At 48.8% G+C, this 18,328-nt stretch carries 15 protein-coding genes and 1 riboswitch; of the genes, 5 read left to right on the top strand and 10 right to left on the bottom strand.

What is annotated here, in order from left to right:
- Positions 1-97 precede the first annotated feature (97 nt).
- The 3 genes from EXIG_RS01380 to EXIG_RS01370 all read left to right on the top strand — a co-directional run bounded on the left by EXIG_RS01380 (position 98) and on the right by EXIG_RS01370 (position 4,469).
- Positions 98-1,864 carry a LytS/YhcK type 5TM receptor domain-containing protein gene (locus EXIG_RS01380; protein ID WP_012369139.1) on the top strand — a complete coding sequence of 589 codons (1,767 nt, stop codon included), beginning with the start codon at positions 98-100 and terminating at the stop codon, positions 1,862-1,864.
- The gene (locus EXIG_RS01375; protein ID WP_012369138.1) at positions 1,845-2,540 is read left to right on the top strand and encodes a LytR/AlgR family response regulator transcription factor; all 696 of its coding nucleotides are present in this window, start codon (positions 1,845-1,847) and stop codon (positions 2,538-2,540) included. Before EXIG_RS01380 ends, EXIG_RS01375 begins: the two co-directional genes overlap by 20 nt.
- 135 nt (positions 2,541-2,675) lie before the next feature.
- Entirely contained in the window at positions 2,676-4,469 is a 1,794-nt protein-coding gene (locus EXIG_RS01370; protein WP_012369137.1) for a carbon starvation CstA family protein, read from the top strand.
- Between the two features lie 462 nt (positions 4,470-4,931).
- Here EXIG_RS01370 and EXIG_RS01365 read toward each other — a convergent pair whose 3' ends face one another.
- From EXIG_RS01365 to pta, 8 genes are all read right to left on the bottom strand, one after another.
- On the bottom strand, positions 4,932-5,375 hold the full coding sequence (locus tag EXIG_RS01365; RefSeq protein ID WP_012369136.1) for a GDYXXLXY domain-containing protein: 444 nt from the start codon (positions 5,373-5,375) through the stop codon (positions 4,932-4,934).
- Complete coding sequence (locus EXIG_RS01360; RefSeq protein WP_012369135.1) at positions 5,372-6,565, bottom strand: DUF2157 domain-containing protein; 1,194 nt, start codon at positions 6,563-6,565, stop codon at positions 5,372-5,374. Before EXIG_RS01360 ends, EXIG_RS01365 begins: the two co-directional genes overlap by 4 nt.
- Positions 6,566-6,718: 153 nt before the next feature.
- Positions 6,719-8,674 (bottom strand): methyl-accepting chemotaxis protein, encoded by a 1,956-nt coding sequence (locus EXIG_RS01355; RefSeq protein ID WP_234944555.1) that lies wholly within the window; start codon positions 8,672-8,674, stop codon positions 6,719-6,721.
- 154 nt (positions 8,675-8,828) lie between these two features.
- On the bottom strand, positions 8,829-9,128 hold the full coding sequence (locus EXIG_RS01350; RefSeq protein ID WP_012369133.1) for a rhodanese-like domain-containing protein: 300 nt from the start codon (positions 9,126-9,128) through the stop codon (positions 8,829-8,831).
- Positions 9,129-9,220: 92 nt separating this feature from the next.
- Positions 9,221-10,597: an amino acid permease gene (locus tag EXIG_RS01345; protein WP_012369132.1), complete on the bottom strand. Its 1,377-nt coding sequence runs from the start codon at positions 10,595-10,597 to the stop codon at positions 9,221-9,223.
- Positions 10,598-10,820: 223 nt separating this feature from the next.
- Positions 10,821-12,128, bottom strand: a complete 1,308-nt coding sequence (locus tag EXIG_RS01340) for a nucleobase:cation symporter-2 family protein (protein ID WP_012369131.1) — start codon at positions 12,126-12,128, stop codon at positions 10,821-10,823.
- Positions 12,125-12,709 carry a xanthine phosphoribosyltransferase gene (locus EXIG_RS01335; protein ID WP_012369130.1) on the bottom strand — a complete coding sequence of 195 codons (585 nt, stop codon included), beginning with the start codon at positions 12,707-12,709 and terminating at the stop codon, positions 12,125-12,127. Before EXIG_RS01335 ends, EXIG_RS01340 begins: the two co-directional genes overlap by 4 nt.
- Positions 12,710-12,783: 74 nt before the next feature.
- A riboswitch (purine riboswitch) is annotated at positions 12,784-12,883 on the bottom strand.
- Positions 12,884-12,949: 66 nt separating this feature from the next.
- Positions 12,950-13,936 (bottom strand): phosphate acetyltransferase, encoded by a 987-nt coding sequence (gene pta / locus EXIG_RS01330; protein WP_012369129.1) that lies wholly within the window; start codon positions 13,934-13,936, stop codon positions 12,950-12,952.
- Between the two features lie 346 nt (positions 13,937-14,282).
- Here pta and hemQ point away from each other — a divergent pair, with 346 nt between their 5' ends.
- A complete protein-coding gene (gene hemQ / locus EXIG_RS01325) occupies positions 14,283-15,059 on the top strand; it encodes a hydrogen peroxide-dependent heme synthase (protein ID WP_012369128.1) in 777 nt (258 codons plus the stop codon).
- 379 nt (positions 15,060-15,438) lie between these two features.
- Here hemQ and EXIG_RS01320 read toward each other — a convergent pair whose 3' ends face one another.
- Positions 15,439-15,807: a DUF423 domain-containing protein gene (locus EXIG_RS01320; RefSeq protein WP_012369126.1), complete on the bottom strand. Its 369-nt coding sequence runs from the start codon at positions 15,805-15,807 to the stop codon at positions 15,439-15,441.
- Positions 15,804-16,415, bottom strand: coding sequence for a trimeric intracellular cation channel family protein (locus EXIG_RS01315; RefSeq protein WP_012369125.1), 612 nt, complete (start codon positions 16,413-16,415; stop codon positions 15,804-15,806). The genes EXIG_RS01320 and EXIG_RS01315 overlap by 4 nt, the downstream gene beginning before the upstream one ends.
- 166 nt (positions 16,416-16,581) lie before the next feature.
- Between EXIG_RS01315 and EXIG_RS01310 the strand changes: the two genes are divergently transcribed.
- The gene (locus EXIG_RS01310) at positions 16,582-18,210 is read left to right on the top strand and encodes an ABC1 kinase family protein (RefSeq protein WP_012369124.1); all 1,629 of its coding nucleotides are present in this window, start codon (positions 16,582-16,584) and stop codon (positions 18,208-18,210) included.
- Positions 18,211-18,328 lie beyond the last annotated feature (118 nt).

The following is an 18,328-nucleotide window of genomic DNA, read 5'->3' as shown; positions in this document are numbered from 1 at the left end:
ACTAACGAAACTCCAGACGATCTTCGGATCGGTTGGAGTTTTTTTCGTTGTCCTCCTTTTCGGTAACGTTTACACTTAGGACGAATGGAGGGATGTCATGTTTGAACTCATACCCTTTTTACTGGAACGGCTCGGCATCATGATCATTTTAGCGTTCATCCTCGCCCAGTGGGGACCGACGCGGCGTTTACTGAAACAGCCGGAAGCCGGCTGGCAGTTTGGGTTGCTGATTCTAATTTTCGCCACCTATGGGATTTTGAGTAATTACACGGGAGTCAAGGTCGATTTAGCCAAGTTCTTACCGCACACTTGGCTCGAACAGGTTGACGGTACATCAGCAATCGCCAACACACGGACGATGATTGTCGTCATCAGCGGATTGCTCGCCGGTCCGATCGGTGGAACGATCACCGGTCTCCTCGTTGGGATTCACCGCTATACACTTGGCGGGTTTACCGCTTTCGCCTGCGCCCTCTCGACCGTCGTCGCAGGCGGTGTCAGTGGATTACTCCGTCCCTACTGGCGCGACCGTCTCGGCAGTCGGGCATTACTGCCGATTTGCCTGACGGGTTTTTTAATGGTTTTCGAAATGTCATTGATTCTTCTGTTTTCCGACCCGTTCCCGGCCGCCCTCGAACTCATCCAGTTCATCTTTCTTCCGATGACCGTCGTCAACGTCCTCGGCGTCTGGCTGTTCTTATCGATCATCCGTCTCGCCGCGCGGGAAGAGGAACACGTTCGGGCCCGTGAAGCGGAACGGTCCCTGCATATCGCGGATTTGACCTTACCTCATTTGACACGCGGCTTAACTATCCAAACCGCGGAAGCCGTGGCAGATATTTTATTACAACAGACACGCGCCGATGCGGTCTCCTTGACGGATCAATCAGTCATTTTGGCACATATAGGTGTCGGCAGTGACCATCACCAATCCGGCGGGCACTGGACGACCCGTCCGACGGAGCATGTTTTGACAGACGGACAACTGAGGCTTGTCACCGATCGGGATGAGATCGGTTGTCCAAAAGCAGATTGCCCGTTACAGGCGGGCATCATTGCTCCGTTAACAATCGGCGAAACGACAATCGGGACACTCAAAGTGTATTATCCTCATCCTGAATTGCTCGACGCCGTCGAAGTCGAATTGATCGAAGGACTGGCCAAGCTCTTCTCGACCCAACTCGCCCTCGGGAAAGCCGAGCGGCAAGCCGGTCTGTTAAAGGATGCTGAAATCCGGGCCCTCGAAGCACAGATCCATCCGCATTTTTTATTTAATGCCATCAATACGATTTACGCGTTATGTCGGACAGATGTCGAACAGGCACGGACCTTATTGCTCGAACTGTCGACGTTTTTCCGCAGCAACCTGCAGGGTGCCCGCTCGACGAAAATTCCGCTCCAAAAAGAACTGGAACATATCGAAGCCTATATCTCACTGGAAGCGGCCCGTTTTCCGAGCCGCCCGTTTGTTGATATTGATTTAGAGGACGGGACGGAACAATTACTTGTTCCGCCTTTCGTACTCCAACCGTTGATCGAAAATGCCTTCCAGCATGCGTTTAGTCCTGGTCAAACCGGATATGTCGGCGTCACGGCCTGGTTAACCGCGGATCAACTCGTTTTGGAAGTCGTCGATAACGGACGCGGGATCGACGCGGAACGCCTGACACGCCTCGGTCGGGAAGTCGTTGAATCCAACGGTACCGGCACTGCCCTTTTCAATACAGCCGAACGGATTAAAAGTCTGTATGCTGAAAACGGTTCGTTCCGGCTGACCAGTCAACCGGGAGAAGGTACGACCATCACCATCCATCTGCCCATTGAAACAGGAAAGGAGGTTTCCCATGCGCACGATCCTAATTGAAGATGAGCCGCTTGCCCGGGACGAGTTGCGGTACCATGTCGTCCGGGCCGGACTCGACGTCATCGCAGAAACGGGCCACGTCGGTGAAGCCGAGCAACTCGTTCGGACGTTACAGCCGGATCTCGTGTTTTTAGATATCGAACTGATTGACGGAAGCGGACTCGATGTCGCAAAACGCCTGCAATCGATGCCGCATCCGCCTGCAATCTTATTCGTGACAGCGTATGATACCCATGCCCTCGAAGCCTTCGAACTGAATGCTTACGATTACATTCTCAAACCATACGATCCGTCGCGGATCAGCCGGGCGATTGAAAAAATCATGCGCAAACCGGCGCTGAAAACACCACGGATTGAACGATTGGCTGTCGAATCCGGCGAGCAGTTAAAATTGCTCTCCCCACAGGATGTCGACTACATCGTCGCCGAAAGCGGAAAAACAAAACTCGTGACGCGTTCCGAATCCTATCCGTCAAATGATACGTTACAGGAACTTGAACGAAAATTATCCGGTCACCGTTTTCTGCGGGTCCACCGCTCCTATCTCGTCAACCTGGCTGCCATCGAAGCAATCGAACCCTGGTTCAACGGTGCCTATACGATCAAGATCCAGCAGATTGATGTACCTGTCAGTCGGACCTATGTCAAAGTCTTGAAGGAAGCTCTCGGTATTTAAGGGTTTTCTTTTTTCCGTTCATCCTCCTTTTTCGACATGTCATCGGTCAAAACGAACGGTTCATCCACTCAACAAAAGAAAGCGCTTCCAAATCAAGTACACTTTTCTCATACCAGTTTATGAGGAGGTTCACGCATGAGTGCTACACCCATTGTTATTGCCGTCATTTGTATTTTATTGATCGTTTATCGTCTTTATGGCACATTCATGGCTGTCAAAGTCTTAAAAATCAAAGAGGACCGGGAAACACCGGCTCATAAGTTTGCGGATGGAAAAGATTATGTCCCGACCAACAAATGGGTGTCGTTCGGTCACCACTTCGCAGCGATCGCTGCTGCCGGCCCGCTCGTCGGTCCTGTACTTGCTGCCCAGTTCGGTTATTTACCGGGACTGTTATGGCTCTTGATTGGTGCCGTCATCGGTGGCGCCGTCCACGATATGGTCGTCTTGTTCGCTTCCATGCGTCAAGATGGACAGTCGTTATCTGAAGTCGCTAAAAAAGAGCTCGGACCTGTCGCCGGTTTTTGTGCCGGTCTCGCGATGCTCTTCATCATCACCATCACGATGGCCGGATTATCAATGGTCGTCCTGCATGCCCTGGAGCATAATCCATGGGGAACATTTGCTGTCTTCTCGACCATTCCGATCGCAATGGGGGTCGGCATCTACTTACGAAAAGGCGGCAATCTCGCCTTGGCTTCCGTCGTCGGTTTCCTATTGATTCTTGCTGCAATCGGTTTCGGTCCCCAGTTGACTGACACGTTCATCGGAACATGGTTCGACCTGTCGTCACGTCAACTCGCGATTGCGTTACCGATTTATGCCTTCTTCGCTGCAGCACTGCCGGTCTGGTTGTTGCTTGCACCGCGTGATTACTTATCAAGTTTCATGAAAATCGGTGTTTTCTTTGCCTTGATCGTCGGTGTCTTCATCATCAATCCGGATATCCGTTTCCCGGCGTTCACGAAATTCGTCAACGGTGGCGGTCCGATCATTGCCGGTCCGGTCTGGCCATTCATCTCGATCACGATTGCCTGTGGCGCGATTTCCGGTTTCCACGCTTTCGTCGGCTCCGGAACGACACCGAAGATGATCAATCGTTGGAGTGATATCAAACCGGTCGCCTTCGGTGCGATGCTTGTTGAGTGTCTCGTCGCTGTCATGGCGTTGATTGCCGCAACGTCTCTTGAAGTCGGAGATTACTTCGCCATCAATTCGACACCGGAAGTCTTTGCGACACTCGGTATGAGCACCGTTTACCTTGATGAATTATCACGGGAAATCGGACTCGATCTCGCCGGACGGACCGGTGGAGCCGTTTCACTGGCCGTCGGTATGACGTTCATCTTCCGGGCCATTCCCTGGTTCCGTGAAATTGCCGGCTTCTTCTTCCAATTCGTCATTCTGTTTGAAGCGGTCTTCATTTTGACGGCGATCGATGCCGGAACACGCGTTGCCCGCTACTTGATCCAAGATTTCTTCGGTGAATTCTACAAACCGTTAAAACGGGTCGACTGGATCCCGGGTGCGATTTTCGCCAGTGCGCTTGGTACGTTCTTCTGGGGGTACCTGCTCTTCTCCGGCGACATCGGTTCGATTTGGGCCTTGTTCGGTGTCTCCAATCAGTTGATGGCGTCGATCGGCTTAATTATCGGAACGACAATCATCCTGAAGATTGCCGACAAAAAAGTGTATGCCTTGACGACATTCATTCCGCTTGTCTACTTGCTTGTAACAGTGACGTTCGCTGATATCTGGATGGTCGCCAATGTCTATGCGAATCCGGCTTCTGCCGGCTTCAGTATCCTGAATACGATTCTGTCGTTCACGATGGGGATCTTAGCTATCGTCATCACGATTTCAGCGGTCCGGAAATGGATTGAATTGCTCAACTCACCGCGTTGGGAAAAAGTGAAAAAATCAGCTTAATTAAAACCGCCTGGATTGTACATGGATTTCGTGTATCCATCCAGGCGGTCTTTTTATCAAAATCAGACGAGAATACTCCCACTTCTAAACGTTCAGGGCGAGGCCCTAGTGCAAGTGGGGGATGAATCGTCTTCGGGCAAAGCGTGTCTTGCGACACGTCAATTGCCCGACACTCTTGGTTTGAAAACAATTAAAATCAGGAATAAAAAATAGTCATGTTCTTTGAAAACTGAAGATATAGGGTTGTGACAGGAAGTTCGTCTGTCACGTAAAATCTTCAACGTTCACCTTGCGGATGACCGAAGTAGCGAAAACCAAGCAGAGTAGGCATCCGCATAAAAGAAACGGACAAGATCAACGTTCAACCGTCGGGACGACGGGGTTAGCCTGATAAATTTTTGACCGCTAGGTTGACTAACTCAGGAATCCTCCACCTCTTAGCGAAGCGTAGGTGGAGGTAGTTCAATTTCGAACACTCAAATCGGTTGCCCGAACCGTACCCCACGGCGAGACATCGGCTTTGACGACTAATTTTTTTGCATCCTCGTACCCTTTTCCTGTTCCCTGTTCCACATAATACTGGTTTAATTGGGGAATCGTGACGTACTTGTCGTAATAATCTCCGGCAACGGAACCGAAAAAGCGGTCATTTGAGATACGGTCGATCTTGGCATAACCATCTGAATCCGTTGTAAACGTAACGTAGACCAATCCTTTTTTGACGGAATCCGCAGGTTTCAAATCAGGATACTGCAACATGACATATTCACCATAGACCGGGCTGAACGGATCATACGGTTCCGCCCGAAAGCGGTAACTGTCACCGAACCAGGAAATGGAGTAAAAACTGAGGATCACACCGAGGACGACGATGATTTGCAGGACTGGAAACAGATACCGTTTCATGACGGAACCCCTCCTTCATGACGTTTTCGAATCCACCACAGGACACCGGCAATCAGGAAGACGAGCAATGCACCGACAAGGAAGAATAACGACATATCGAGGCGATCCCAGGCATAGATGAAATAAATCGTCAGTTGGACGGCGATGAAGTAAACGAATGGAATCGTCAGGCGACGACCTTGGCGCTCCTGCACAATCAAATAAACAAAGGCAATGATTTCGACGAGCGCAGCAATCAAGATGGCCTGTTCGTCCAACCAAAGGAATCCGAACAAACCGAGCGGTAAAATCCAAAGTAACGGACGGAATTTTTGGTAAATCAAGTAGCCGATTGCGAGACCGAAAACAGCAAGTGCGACGGCTTCTCCTAAAGGAATGACGGAGTCCGTCGTTTCGGCACGGACCGTTAAATAAACCAGTGAATTGATGGCAGCGACAATCAGATACAGATGGTATAGAAAATGACGATCGCTGTCTTGTTTAACGACGAGTAACAGCGGGACAAGCACGAATAAGGTCCAGATCGGCCAAAGGACACCGTCGTAAGAGACAAGGGCAAACAACTCAAGTCCCGACAGATAAAGAAATAACCAACTGAGAATCAGGGACGGGAAGGACTGGCTGAAATAGAACCAGGCAAGCGATACGATCACGACGAGGACAATCGATGTCCAGTCGAGAAACGTGGCATGCTCCGTTCCAAATCCGCCGACTCCGGTAAAGATATTCAAACCTGAGATGAAGGCAACAATCGCATAGGCGGGATGACGCCACGTAAAGAAATGGGCGAGCGCGGCGAGGAAGACGGCCCAACCGATAAACGAACCTTGCATGGACATATGAAAACTCTGGACGGTGACGATGAGCGCTCCGGCAAAGGCAACCAGTCCAAGAATCCGAAAAGCAACCGGATTCCAAATCGTCCGTCGTTCCGATACGTCGGCCAACACATAACAACTGACCATGATGACCAACACTAAACCAATTTTAATGAGGGCAGGAATCGCTTGCCAATTGGCAGCCAAGAAACTGAGCAAAGCTAACCCGACAAAGGTCAATCCGACAATCAACAACAACGGCACACGTTTCTTTTTTTGACGGTGACCTTCATACGCTTTAATCCGGTCGACTGTCTCTGCATCAATCAAACCCGCCTGTTGCCACTCCATTAATTTCGTCTGTCGTGCCATCACCAACACCTCCCGATTACAAGCTGCCAGTCTACACTTGTATTTTCCCGTTTCTTATTTTATTCAAGCAACATTCATTAGAAATCTGGTTGAAGATCGCGTCTTTTTCCAAAAAAGACGACCATCCTCGAAAGAGGACGGTCGTTTTTAAAATCATATTTTGAATCGTGATACGAGGACTTGCAATTCTTCCGCCATATCAGACAAGGTTTTAGCCGATTGTGAAATATCTTCCATCGAGCCAAGCTGTTCTTCCGTCGTCGCTGCGACGCGCTCGGATGCTGCAGAATTTTCATCTGCGATATGAGCGATTTCCGTTGCGGATGCCGAGACTTCCTGGACGTTGGCAGCAATCTCTTCGACCGTTGCCGTGACATCTTCGATCCGCGGTGTCATTTCTTGCGTCCGCAACATGATTTGTTTGAAACGAACGGCTGAATCTTCCGTCGTTTCGAGTCCCGCTTTCGTATGATGCGAAACTTCTTTCATCAGGAAGACCGAACGTTCCGTTTCCTGTTTGATGTTTTGAATCAGATGGGAGATTTGTTTCGTCGATTCCTGCGACTGTTCCGCAAGCTTCCGCACCTCACTGGCAACGACGGCAAACCCTTTTCCGTTCTCACCCGCCCGTGCCGCTTCAATCGCCGCATTTAAGGCCAGTAAATTCGTCTGGGTCGCAATGCCGTTGATGACATCAACAATTTTCCCGATTTCGTTCGAACGATGGGCCAGCGACTGGATGACCTCACCAAAGTTCTCGACCGATGAATCGATTGCTTTCATCTGTTCGACGTTTTTTGTGACCGCGGCCGTTCCGTCTTCTGCTTCTGAAGCGGTCGCCCGTGATAGTTCCGACACATTCGTCGAGCTCTCGGCAATCCGCATGACACCCGATGTGATGGCTTGCAGCGAAACCGCATTCCCGTCGAGCTGGCGTTTCGATTGACCGGCTCCGGCCGCCATTTCCTGAATCGAGCCGGCAATTTGTTCCGAAGCTGCCGTCGTTTGTGCGGCATTCGCCATCAGTTCCTCGGAAGAAGCCGCGACCTGACCGATTGATTGATCAAGATTTGAGATGATCCCGCGCAGTGACAGAATCATCGTGTTAAAGCTTTCCGCGACTTTTCCGATTTCGTCGTTCGATTCGACGACGACTTCTTCCGTTAAGTCACCTTCCTGAATCCGCTCCGCACTTTTCGTCAAGCGGTTCAGCGGGCTGATGATCGAACGCAGGATAAAGAACAGCAGGAGTCCAGCCAGGAGAAACGTACCGGCAATGACACCTAATGTCGTCCATAAAATACTGGCTGTTTCGTCCGTGATTTCACGGTCGTACAACGTACCGGCGACTTTCCAGCCGGTCAGACCGTTCGTCATGAAGTCCATCTGTTTGTCTTCATCTTCAAATAAGTAAGAGAAGCGTCCTTCTTTCCCGGCATAAAGAGGTCCGACCCAGTTGCCAGTTGCTGTTTCACCCGGTTTTAACGTCGGATGAGTGACGAAATTTTTCTTTGAATCTAAAATCGTGACATATCCTTCTTTCCCGATTTTGATTTTCTTGGCGATGTCGGCAATCCGGTCGACATCGACGTCGATTGCGATGACACCACGTCCGTTTCCACCTGTTTGCGAGAGCGTCACCATCATCTTGCCCGATGCAGCGTCAACGTATGGATCCGTGATGACGACTTTTCCACTGGCGTCTTCGGCTGCTTTGTACCATGGACGCTCACGCGGATCATAATCATCCGGCATCGACTGCTCCGGATAAATCGTCATCTCGCCGGATGTCGTCGCATAATAAATATTAGCGGCTTGCGGATGCGTATCTAAGTATTCGGTCATTTTTTCTTTTAAGTCGAGATTCTGTTTGCCTGATTGATACAACGTCCCGTCAATCCGGTCCGCAAAAAAGGCGACATCCCGTCGCATCGGATCGATGATATTCATGATTTCATCATTCATCCGATCGACACCGGCATGAGCCGACTGTAAAATTTCATTCATGATTTTTTGTTTGGCCTGGCTGTAAGAAACAAAACCGATCAATAAAGAAGGAATCAATAATAAGAGCATCGATGTCAGGATCAACTTTTGTTTAATACTCAACGTGCGTTTTTTCTTCTGTTCCATATCCAACTCCCATTCTCGAGCTACGTACTCGCCGTTCTAGTTTCTTTATCGGTTAAAATGTATACTTTTCACAGAAAATCAAAAAAAAGAAGCAGATCCGTTTAGGAATCCGCTTCCAATTTTTCAGCAATCACGCTTCTTGATCGCCTTTCCAGTTCATCATCCCGCCTTCGACGTTGATGACGTCATAGCCGTACTGTTCGAGGAACCGTCCGACGTTTTCGCTCCGGCCGCCTGCTTTACAAATCAGATAGTACGTTTCGCCTTCCTGCAACTCGGTATACCTTTCTCCGATTTCAGACATCGGTATAAAGCGGACATTCGGAATATGACCGGCATCGTATTCGTCCTGTTCCCGGACATCTACGACGTGTAATGCTTCACCCGCTTCAAGCTTTTCTTGCAGTTCATCGACATGAATCGTTTTCATAATAATCCTCCTCTTATTTCATCTGTGTCCAGTGTAGCAAAACTGACGTCGAAACAGAACAAAAGAGACCAGCCGAAGCTGATCTCCAGTTCTTATTCTCCGGATGCCCGATCCAGTGGTTGACGCTTTTGTTTATGCATTCCCCGTGCATAATACACAGCAATCAAAATCACGTACCAGAGCGGTCCGACAATCAGTGCAATCCGTGTTCCGGCATCAAATGCCATCAGGACGATGACACCCACGAGTGCGGCTAACGCAAGATAGTTCGCAATCGGGAAGAACGGAACTCCGAATTCAGCTGATCCGTGCACTTTCCGTGCCCGCATCTGAGCAATCAAAATCATCGCCCATGTCCAGACAGCTCCGAATGTCGCGATACTTGTGACAATCGCAAAGACATCATCCGGCAAGAAGTAGTTGAGTGCGACACCGACCAGCAAGGCAACGCCAGAAAGGATCGTCGCAAGTGCCGGTACACCGTTTTTAGAAATCTTTGCAAAACGTTTCGGTGCTTCCTGATTTTGTGACAAGTTCATCATCATCCGGGCTGTTGAGAAAATTCCCGAGTTACATGACGATAAAGCCGCCGTCAAGACAACGAAGTTAATGATTCCGGCAGCTGCCGGAATGCCTAGTGAATCAAATAATAAAACGAATGGACTGCTGTTATTCTGTCCGACTTGATCCCATGGATAAATCGAAAGAATGACGAACAGAGCACCGATGTAGAAGACTAAAATTCGTAAGAAGACATTGTTGACCGCTTTGCGGATGGTTTTCTTCGGATTTTTCGCTTCTCCTGCTGTGACCCCAATCACTTCAATCCCTAAGAAGGCAAACATGACCATTTGCATCGCAAGTAGAACACCGCCGAACCCGTTCGGCAGGAATCCGCCATGTGACCAAAGATTTGAAATCCCGACCGGCGTACCGCCGTTCCCGAACCCGATGACAATTGTCAGCGTTCCAAGAATGATCATTGCGACGATGGCAACGATTTTGATTAATGCAAACCAGAATTCGAATTCCCCGTAAAACTTAACGGCAATGAAGTTGATGCTCGTCATCAAAATCAGTGCACCAAGCGCCCACATCCAAGTGGGTGAATTCGGGAACCATTCCTGCATATAAATCCCGACGGCCGTAATTTCGGCCATACATGTGAAAATCCAGAGCAACCAATAATTCCACCCTGTCAGGAAACCGGCAAGCGGGCTGACATATTTTCGGGCATACTCGGCAAAGCTGCCTGATACCGGTTCACGAACTGCGAGTTCCCCAAGAGCCCGCATGATAATGAAGATAATGAGACCACCGATTAAGTACCCGATCAGTATTCCTGGTCCAGCTAATTGAATCGCTTTTGCGGATCCGAGGAACAGTCCGACACCGATCGCCGCCCCCAGCGACATCAGTGTAATGTGACGTTCTTCTAATCCCCGATTCAGTTCTGTCTGTTGTTTCATCTGTACGACGTCCTTCCCGTCTCTGTTTGTTTCTTAGCAGTTCCCCTAACCGCTACGTTGTCAGTATAAAGAAATTGTGTCCGTTTTGTAAACGTTTTCAAGAGATATTTTCTCCGAATCCCACATACTCGAAATATTCTGATTTATGTAACGGTACATAAAAGGAGCAACCACCTATACCGAATAGTATACATGACTGCTCCTTTCATAAGGGTTACAAATCTTATTCAACCTTTGCCAAAGGTGTTTTTCTCATCGCTGTCTTCTTTTCCGTCAAACGGAACAGCCCGTTCAACAGCAAGGCTGTTACTGATCCTGCGACAATCGGACTGTCTGTCAGGACACGGACCTGATCCGGAAGTGACGCGACAATCGCCGGATTCATGCTGATGCCGAGTCCGACACCAAGTGCAAGCGCGACCGTGATCACATTATCGTTTTTAGCAAAATCAACACGGGATAAAATCCGGATTCCGCTCGCTGCGACCGTTCCGAACATCACGAGCATCGCTCCGCCGAGAACCGGTTTCGGAATCAGTGTCGTAAAGGTTGCGACTTTCGGCAAGAAACCGAGCACGATCAAAAAGAATCCGGCAAAGACGATGACTTTCCGTGTTTTGACACCCGTCAACTGGACAAGACCGACGTTTTGACTGTACGTCGTATATGGGAAACTATTGAAGATTCCGCCGATGATCGTTGCGGCTCCTTCCGCCCGGTACCCACGGGCTAAATCTTTATCCGTCAGTTTTTTGTCGGTGATTTCTCCGAGCGTCAAGAAGACGCCTGTTGATTCGACCATCGAAACGAGTCCGACCAGCGTCATCGTCAGAATGGCTGTAGCATTAAAGGTCGGGACACCAAAATAAAATGGTGTCACCATTTGGAACCAGGATGCTTCAGCGACCGGGCTGAAATCAATCATTCCCATTCCGAATGCAACGAGCGTTCCGATCAGGACGGCAATCAGCACAGCTGCCGCTTTTGAAAAAACCGTTCCGTAACGGTTAAAGACTAAAATCAGGACAATCGTCAGTCCGGCAAGTGCCAAGTACCGCATATCACCAAAATCCTTCGCGCCTTGTCCGCCGCCGATATCATTAATCGCCGCCGGAATTAACGAAATGCCGATGATCGTCACGACAGAACCGAGCACGACCGGCGGAAACAAAATCGCAATCCGGCTGAACCAACCGGAAATCACGAAGATAATTAAACCGCTGGCAATCAACGCACCGTAAATGGCCGTGATGCCCTGCAAACTGCCAATCGCAATCATCGGACCGACAGCTGTAAATGTACAGCCGAGGACGACCGGTAAACCAACACCGGTATATTTCGTCACGAACACTTGCAACAATGTCGCTACTCCACACATAAATAAATCAATCGCAACGAGATACGCCAGTTCTTCACCGGATAACCCGATTGCACTGCCGACAATCAGCGGAACAATCGCGGCTCCCGTGTACATCGCGAGTACATGTTGCAGACCTAGACTCGCCGCTTTGACGTTCGATAACGTCTTCATACTGTCACCGGGTCGACGAATGTCGCCTCTCCTGCTTCGAGCTTTTTAATACGGGCAAGCGATTCAACACGGAATCCGGCATCCAGCAATTTCTGACGTCCCGGTTGGAATGATTTTTCAATGACGATACCGAAGCCTGCGACTTCTGCTCCGGCCTGTTCGACGAGTTTTGCTAATCCAAACGCCGCTTCCCCGTTTGCGAGGAAGTCATCGATGATCAGGACGCGTTCTCCGGCCTGTAAATATTGTTCTGCGACCGTAATCGTACTCGTCTGTTGTTTCGTAAACGAATAGACTTCTGCTGAAATCGTTCCTTCGTTTAACGTTAACGACTTCGTTTTCCGGGCATAGACCATCGGGACACCAAGACGAAGCGCGGTCATCATCGCCGGTGCGATGCCACCTGCTTCAATCGTCAAGATCCGCGTAATACCGGCATCTTTGAACCGGTCCATAAATTCATAGGCAATTTCCCACATCAAGGTCGGATCGACCTGGTGGTTTAAAAAGGAATCGACTTTTAATACTTGATCCGATAAGACTAATCCTTCTTGTTTAATCATTTCTTCCAAACGTTTCATAACTGATTTCTCCTTTTTGAACGAAAAAAAACGTACAGTCGCTACCCGGGGGCAGCCACTGTACGCTAAAAAGAGAGCAGTAACTCACCACCCGTAGTCGGATCGTTACGGCGATCCGGTAGAGACTCGTGGGCCAATCCCCACTATTATACGAGCGTTGCTATACGTTTATTCGTTGATGCGTGATGTGTTCCATTTTACGGAGTTCACTGAAAAAGTAAAGTCTTTTTCGAAAATGGATTACGCTTGGCGTTCTTCGACAGCTTGTGCCGCTGTAATGATCGCCAGTTTGTAGACGTCTTCTTCGTTACATCCGCGCGACAAATCGTTGACCGGTTTGTTGAGTCCTTGCAGAATTGGTCCGATTGCTTCAAAACCGCCAAGACGCTGGGCAATCTTATAGCCGATGTTTCCAGACTCAAGGCTTGGGAAAATAAAGACGTTTGCTTGACCGGCAACATCTGATTCCGGCGCTTTTGATTTTGCGACACTCGGGACGAATGCTGCGTCAAATTGTAATTCACCGTCGATTGAGAGTTCAGGTGCACGTTCTTTTGCCAAACATGTTGCTTCGACAACGCGCTCTGTTTCCGGTGATTTCGCTGAACCTTTTGTCGAGAAGCTGAGCAACGCAACTTTCGGATCGATTCCGAATGTTTTTGCCGTTTTCGCAGACGCGATTGCATTTTCAGCTAAATCGTTAGCGTCCGGTGCGATGTTGATTGCACAGTCGGCGAACACATACTGCTCGTCGTCACGAACCATGATGAAGACACCTGATGTCTTTTTATAGCCTTCTTGCATTTTGATGATTTGAAGTGCCGGACGAACCGTATCACCTGTTGCGTGCATCGCACCGGAAACTAGACCTTCTGCTTTTCCTGTGTGGACGAGCATCGTACCAAACGTGTTGACGTCTTTCAGGATGAGGGCGCGGGCTTGTTCTTCCGTTGCTTTTCCTTTACGACGCTCAACGAATGAAGCAACGAGTTCTTCGATTCCTTCATATGAAGCCGGATCAATCGTTTCAAGATCTGCAACATCAATGTTGTTTGCTGAAGCTGTCTCTTCGATTTGACCGCGTGGTCCGATGACGATCGGTGTAACTAAACCGTCTTTTTTCAAACGTACAGCTGCACCGAGAACACGTGCATCGATTCCTTCAGGGAAAACGATCGTCGGCTGGTGGGCTTTGACTTTTGTCTCAAGCATTTCGAATAATTGCATGATATTAGCTCCTTTTGTGGCGAATAAGTGTCGGTTTTTGTTGTTGTTCCATTCCATTGTTCATTATACACAGTTCTGTTTCGTTGTTAAAACAATTTGCAAAAAAGTGTTTTTTCTATTCTTATACCTGACTTTTTGAATACTATTACAGTATCTTTTTTAATATAGTACAGGGAAAAACAGAACCTCTTTATCACACCCTTTTACCTCATACCCCCCCTTTCCGTTTTTGTATGTCGGGTCCGCTCCAAAAACGAACCCGTTTTCTTACGGGGAAACCAAAAAGATATGGTAAGATTGAACATGGATTAACACGTTCACCATTACAGATTTAGGAGGTTTTCATATGCAACATCAATCATCCGAACCAACCGTTACGCAACAAGCCGCCGAAACACTCGATGGCTGGTATACATTCCATGATTTCCGCCGGATTGACTGGGCCCGTCTGAAACAGGTCGATGCTTCCGTCCGGACGAAGATGGTACAGGAGTTCCAGGCATTCTTGGGCGAACTCGCACAAGTAGAAGATCAAAAAGAAGGCAGTCATGCCCTCTATACGATCATCGGTCAAAAAGCGGATCTCGTTCTGATGGTTCTGCGTCCGACAATGGAAGAGATTCAGGACGTTGAAGTGAAGATGCAGAAGCTTGATCTATACGACTATCTGATTCCGACGTATTCCTATGTGTCTGTCGTCGAACTCGGTACATACCGCGGTTCAGGAGAAGGTAACCCGTATGAAAACCCGTACGTCCGCGACCGTCTCTATCCGATTCTGCCGAAATCGAAGCACATCTGCTTCTATCCGATGAGCAAGTCACGCCGCGACGGCGACAACTGGTACACGCTTTCGATGGAAAAACGAAAAGAACTCATGTACCGTCACGGAATGATCGGTCGGAGCTACGCCGGCAAGATTCAGCAAATCATCGGTGGATCAACCGGATTCGATGACTGGGAATGGGGCGTCACGCTGTTCGCCAATGATATTCTGCAGTTCAAGAAAATCGTTTATGAAATGCGTTTTGACGAAGTCAGTGCCAAATACGGTGAGTTTGGTGAGTTCTTTATCGGGAACCGCCTCGAAACAACAGATCTCGAAGCACATTTCGCACTTTAATCTGCTAAATCACGTTTCATAGGAAAACCCTACGGGAATATACTCTTTGCGGCCACAAAAACTGTCAGATTTGTACCTGAAGGAGGAATTACCATGGGGAATGCTATGAACCGATCAACACGATCGCGTGAATTGCAATTCGCTGTGCTTTCAAAAGAGCTAAAGCCAGTCGCGGAACGCGTACTGGACCGCTATGAGCAAGCATTATCGAAGCTAAATAAAACACAACCTGCCAAGCGCTGAAGCTATTGCTTTTGTCGCTCTATCGTACCGGTAAACAGATCAAAATCTGTTTACCGGTTTTTTTGCGAACAAAAAAATCTATCCGTTTCACGTTTCTCTGCTCGAGTCGCGTGAAGCGGATAGATTCTTATTGTCTTTACAGCCCTTTATAAGCCCCGATTGCAACAAAAATCCAGGCTGCGATGAACAGGACGCCACCGATCGGCGTCACAGCCCCAAGTTTCGTCACACCCGTCAGCGCCATCACGTACAGGCTGCCTGAGAAGAAAACGATTCCGGCAAGCATCAGCCAACCGGCCAATGAGAACTGAGAAATCGATACTTTCAATAACATCCCGCCGAGTGCGAGAATTCCGAGCGAGTGAACCATTTGATACAAGACACCCGTCTGCCAGTTCGCAAGCATCCGCTCTGATAACATATCTTTTAAGGCATGCGCACCGAACGCTCCCAGTGCCACGGCGAGCATCATCGATAATGCTCCGATCATGATGAAAATTTTCATTCCTTATCTCCCCCTAAACGTCGTGCTGGTAAATTCCATTCATAATAATAGGATAGCATACGTAAAATTGTGATCAGACCGAGTAATGTGAACAAATGGAGTGGATTCGTCAATTCGAACCGGTCAATCACAAGTGCCGCCATGACGGCCCACATCGCATAGATTTCTTTATGCAGGACAAGCGGTTTACGTCCGGCGAGTAGATCGCGGATGACGCCACCACCGACTCCTGTTAAAACAGCTGCCGAGATCGTTGCCGATAACGGCAGGCCTTTAGCGGAAGCCATCAACGCACCTTGAATCGCAAAGGCGGATAAACCGAGTGCATCAGCGAGCACCCCCCACCGCGTCCAGTGCGGTAAAAATAATTGCGGTAAAATGAAGATCAGCAACGCGACCAAAATCGCGATTAAAAACAGTCCGCCTTGCGACCAAAGCGCAGAAACCGGGACACCAATCAACAGGTTGCGGATGGCACCACCGCCGAAGGCCGTGATTAAAGCAAGCAGCCAAACGCCAAACAAATCATACTTTTCTTCCATCGCGACAATCGCGCCACTCATCGCAAACGCCACCGTGCCGATGATATTCAACAAGTCCCAGGACATACGCACATTTCACCTTTCCCATTAGAAATTCCAATACTTACTATACGCTCTTTTTCGATTCCGGCAAGCTTATTTTTTCTGTCACCGATTCGACCGTTTGCAAGTGTCGTTTTTAGGTAAAGTAACCTATACTGAAACAAACTGTACAGGAAGCGTAGGTGGAGGTATGAAACGTTGGGCGCTTTATCGGATTTTCATCATCGTAACGATGTTCGCTCGTTACATCTGGACGATTTATCGATTCACCCGGAAGAACCGACCCGGTACGAATAATGAAGAATTTGAGCGCATCATGATTACGATTGCGCGTGACTATAAGAAAAAAGCCCTTCGTCTCGAAGGACTCCTCATTAAACTCGGTCAGTTCCTGTCGATTCGGGCCGACCTGTTTCCTCCATCCGTCTTAATGGAGCTGACGGAACTTGTCGATAAAGTCCCGTCAAGCAAACTCGGTGAATCCCGGAAAATCATCGAAGAGGACTGGGGAACAGCGATCGAAGATATCGTCGATGATATTTCCCCCCGACCGATTGCTTCTGCTTCGATCGGTGAAGTCTACAGCGCAACCCTGAAATCCAATGGACGCAAAGTAGCGATTAAAGTGCAACGGCCGAACATCGAACAAATTATCAAAACCGATTTCCGGGCGATGCGACTCGTCATTGCGATGCTCCGCCGGACGTCGCTCAATAAATCAACCGATTTACAGAGTCTGTACCGTCAAATGGTCTTCGTCATCGGAGATGAGCTGAACTATCGGACAGAATTAAAAAACGGTCTCTACTTCAAAAAAATGTACGAAACGAATCCGGTCATCTATATTCCAGATTACTTTGAAGAACATTGTACGAACCGTGTCCTTGTCATGGAATGGATTGAAGGGACACGCATCACGGATCTTGATTACTTAGCGGAACATAACATCGACCGCGATGAACTGGCCCGGAACCTGTTCCTGAATGCCGGGGAACAGTTATTGTTCGGCGGAAAATTCCATGCCGATCCCCATCCGGGTAATGTCCTTGTCCAAAGTGACGGCCGGATCGTCCTGCTCGACTTCGGGATGATCGGTGCGACGACGGCTGATGACATGCGCGCGATCCAGCGAATTCTGCAGTCGTTCGTGACGCTCGACTACGACGCCATCGTCGACGGTCTAGAAGATTTGCGCTTTTTACTGCCAAATGCCAACAAACAAAATATCCGGCAAGCGATTGAAAAAGCCGTTACCTTCTATCTTGAAAGTGACATGGAAAACATTGATACGAAGTTGATTGAAAAAGTATTATCCGATATTGAATTACTGGTCCGAAACGAACCGATCCAACTCCCGGCAGAGTTTGCCTTTTTCGGCCGGGCTGCCTCAACGATTCTCGGAATTCTGCAAATCTTATCACCTAAAATCAATTTGCTCGAACTTGCTAAACCGATGGTCCGAAGATGGCTCGATGAAGAAGGAAAAAATCAGAATCGCTACTTGCAAATCGCCGGTTCTTACGGGGCACGGCTGCTTGCCTTCCCCCGCCTCGTCAACGATGCCTTGAGCGAACCGACCCGGTGGCGACTGTTTGAACAACAGAAGTTTTCCCGCGTCGCTAACATGGAATCGCTGAAAATCCGTCAATGGACCAGCTCCCTCGTCGGAATCGTCAGCCTCCCGGTCAGTTACACCGGCTACTTCCTTGCTCATTATGATTTGATGGGCATTTCGCTCGCCATTGCCATCGTTGCTTTATGGAACGGTCGACGCATCGGACGGCAAATTGTCCGGATTGCCGACGAACCGTTTAAATAATTACTGAAACGTCCTTTTGAGAGGGCGTTTTTTTTATTTTGAAATAATGTTTTTTTGTTTTTCTATGTTTTTCAGATCTGTTCCCGGGGTACAACTTCAAGTAGATAGAAAGAAATGT

The sequence above is a fragment of the Exiguobacterium artemiae 255-15 genome (assembly GCF_000019905.1).
GTDB classification, from domain to species: Bacteria; Bacillota; Bacilli; order Exiguobacteriales; family Exiguobacteriaceae; genus Exiguobacterium_A; species Exiguobacterium_A artemiae.
The sequence above is the reverse complement of the archived record's forward strand: the minus strand, read 5'-3'. Positions and strand labels throughout refer to the sequence as shown.

What these genes read in the sequence shown, in the direction of transcription:
- EXIG_RS01380 (WP_012369139.1), top strand. Translation starts at nt 98, where the DNA reads ATGTTTGAACTCATACCCTTTTTACTGGAACGGCTCGGCATCATGATC.
- EXIG_RS01375 (WP_012369138.1), top strand. Translation starts at nt 1,845, where the DNA reads ATGCGCACGATCCTAATTGAAGATGAGCCGCTTGCCCGGGACGAGTTG.
- EXIG_RS01370 (WP_012369137.1), top strand. Translation starts at nt 2,676, where the DNA reads ATGAGTGCTACACCCATTGTTATTGCCGTCATTTGTATTTTATTGATC.
- EXIG_RS01365 (WP_012369136.1), bottom strand. Translation starts at nt 5,375, where the DNA reads ATGAAACGGTATCTGTTTCCAGTCCTGCAAATCATCGTCGTCCTCGGT.
- EXIG_RS01360 (WP_012369135.1), bottom strand. Translation starts at nt 6,565, where the DNA reads ATGGCACGACAGACGAAATTAATGGAGTGGCAACAGGCGGGTTTGATT.
- EXIG_RS01350 (WP_012369133.1), bottom strand. Translation starts at nt 9,128, where the DNA reads ATGAAAACGATTCATGTCGATGAACTGCAAGAAAAGCTTGAAGCGGGT.
- EXIG_RS01345 (WP_012369132.1), bottom strand. Translation starts at nt 10,597, where the DNA reads ATGAAACAACAGACAGAACTGAATCGGGGATTAGAAGAACGTCACATT.
- EXIG_RS01340 (WP_012369131.1), bottom strand. Translation starts at nt 12,128, where the DNA reads ATGAAGACGTTATCGAACGTCAAAGCGGCGAGTCTAGGTCTGCAACAT.
- EXIG_RS01335 (WP_012369130.1), bottom strand. Translation starts at nt 12,709, where the DNA reads ATGAAACGTTTGGAAGAAATGATTAAACAAGAAGGATTAGTCTTATCG.
- pta (WP_012369129.1), bottom strand. Translation starts at nt 13,936, where the DNA reads ATGCAATTATTCGAAATGCTTGAGACAAAAGTCAAAGCCCACCAGCCG.
- hemQ (WP_012369128.1), top strand. Translation starts at nt 14,283, where the DNA reads ATGCAACATCAATCATCCGAACCAACCGTTACGCAACAAGCCGCCGAA.
- EXIG_RS01320 (WP_012369126.1), bottom strand. Translation starts at nt 15,807, where the DNA reads ATGAAAATTTTCATCATGATCGGAGCATTATCGATGATGCTCGCCGTG.
- EXIG_RS01315 (WP_012369125.1), bottom strand. Translation starts at nt 16,415, where the DNA reads ATGTCCTGGGACTTGTTGAATATCATCGGCACGGTGGCGTTTGCGATG.
- EXIG_RS01310 (WP_012369124.1), top strand. Translation starts at nt 16,582, where the DNA reads ATGAAACGTTGGGCGCTTTATCGGATTTTCATCATCGTAACGATGTTC.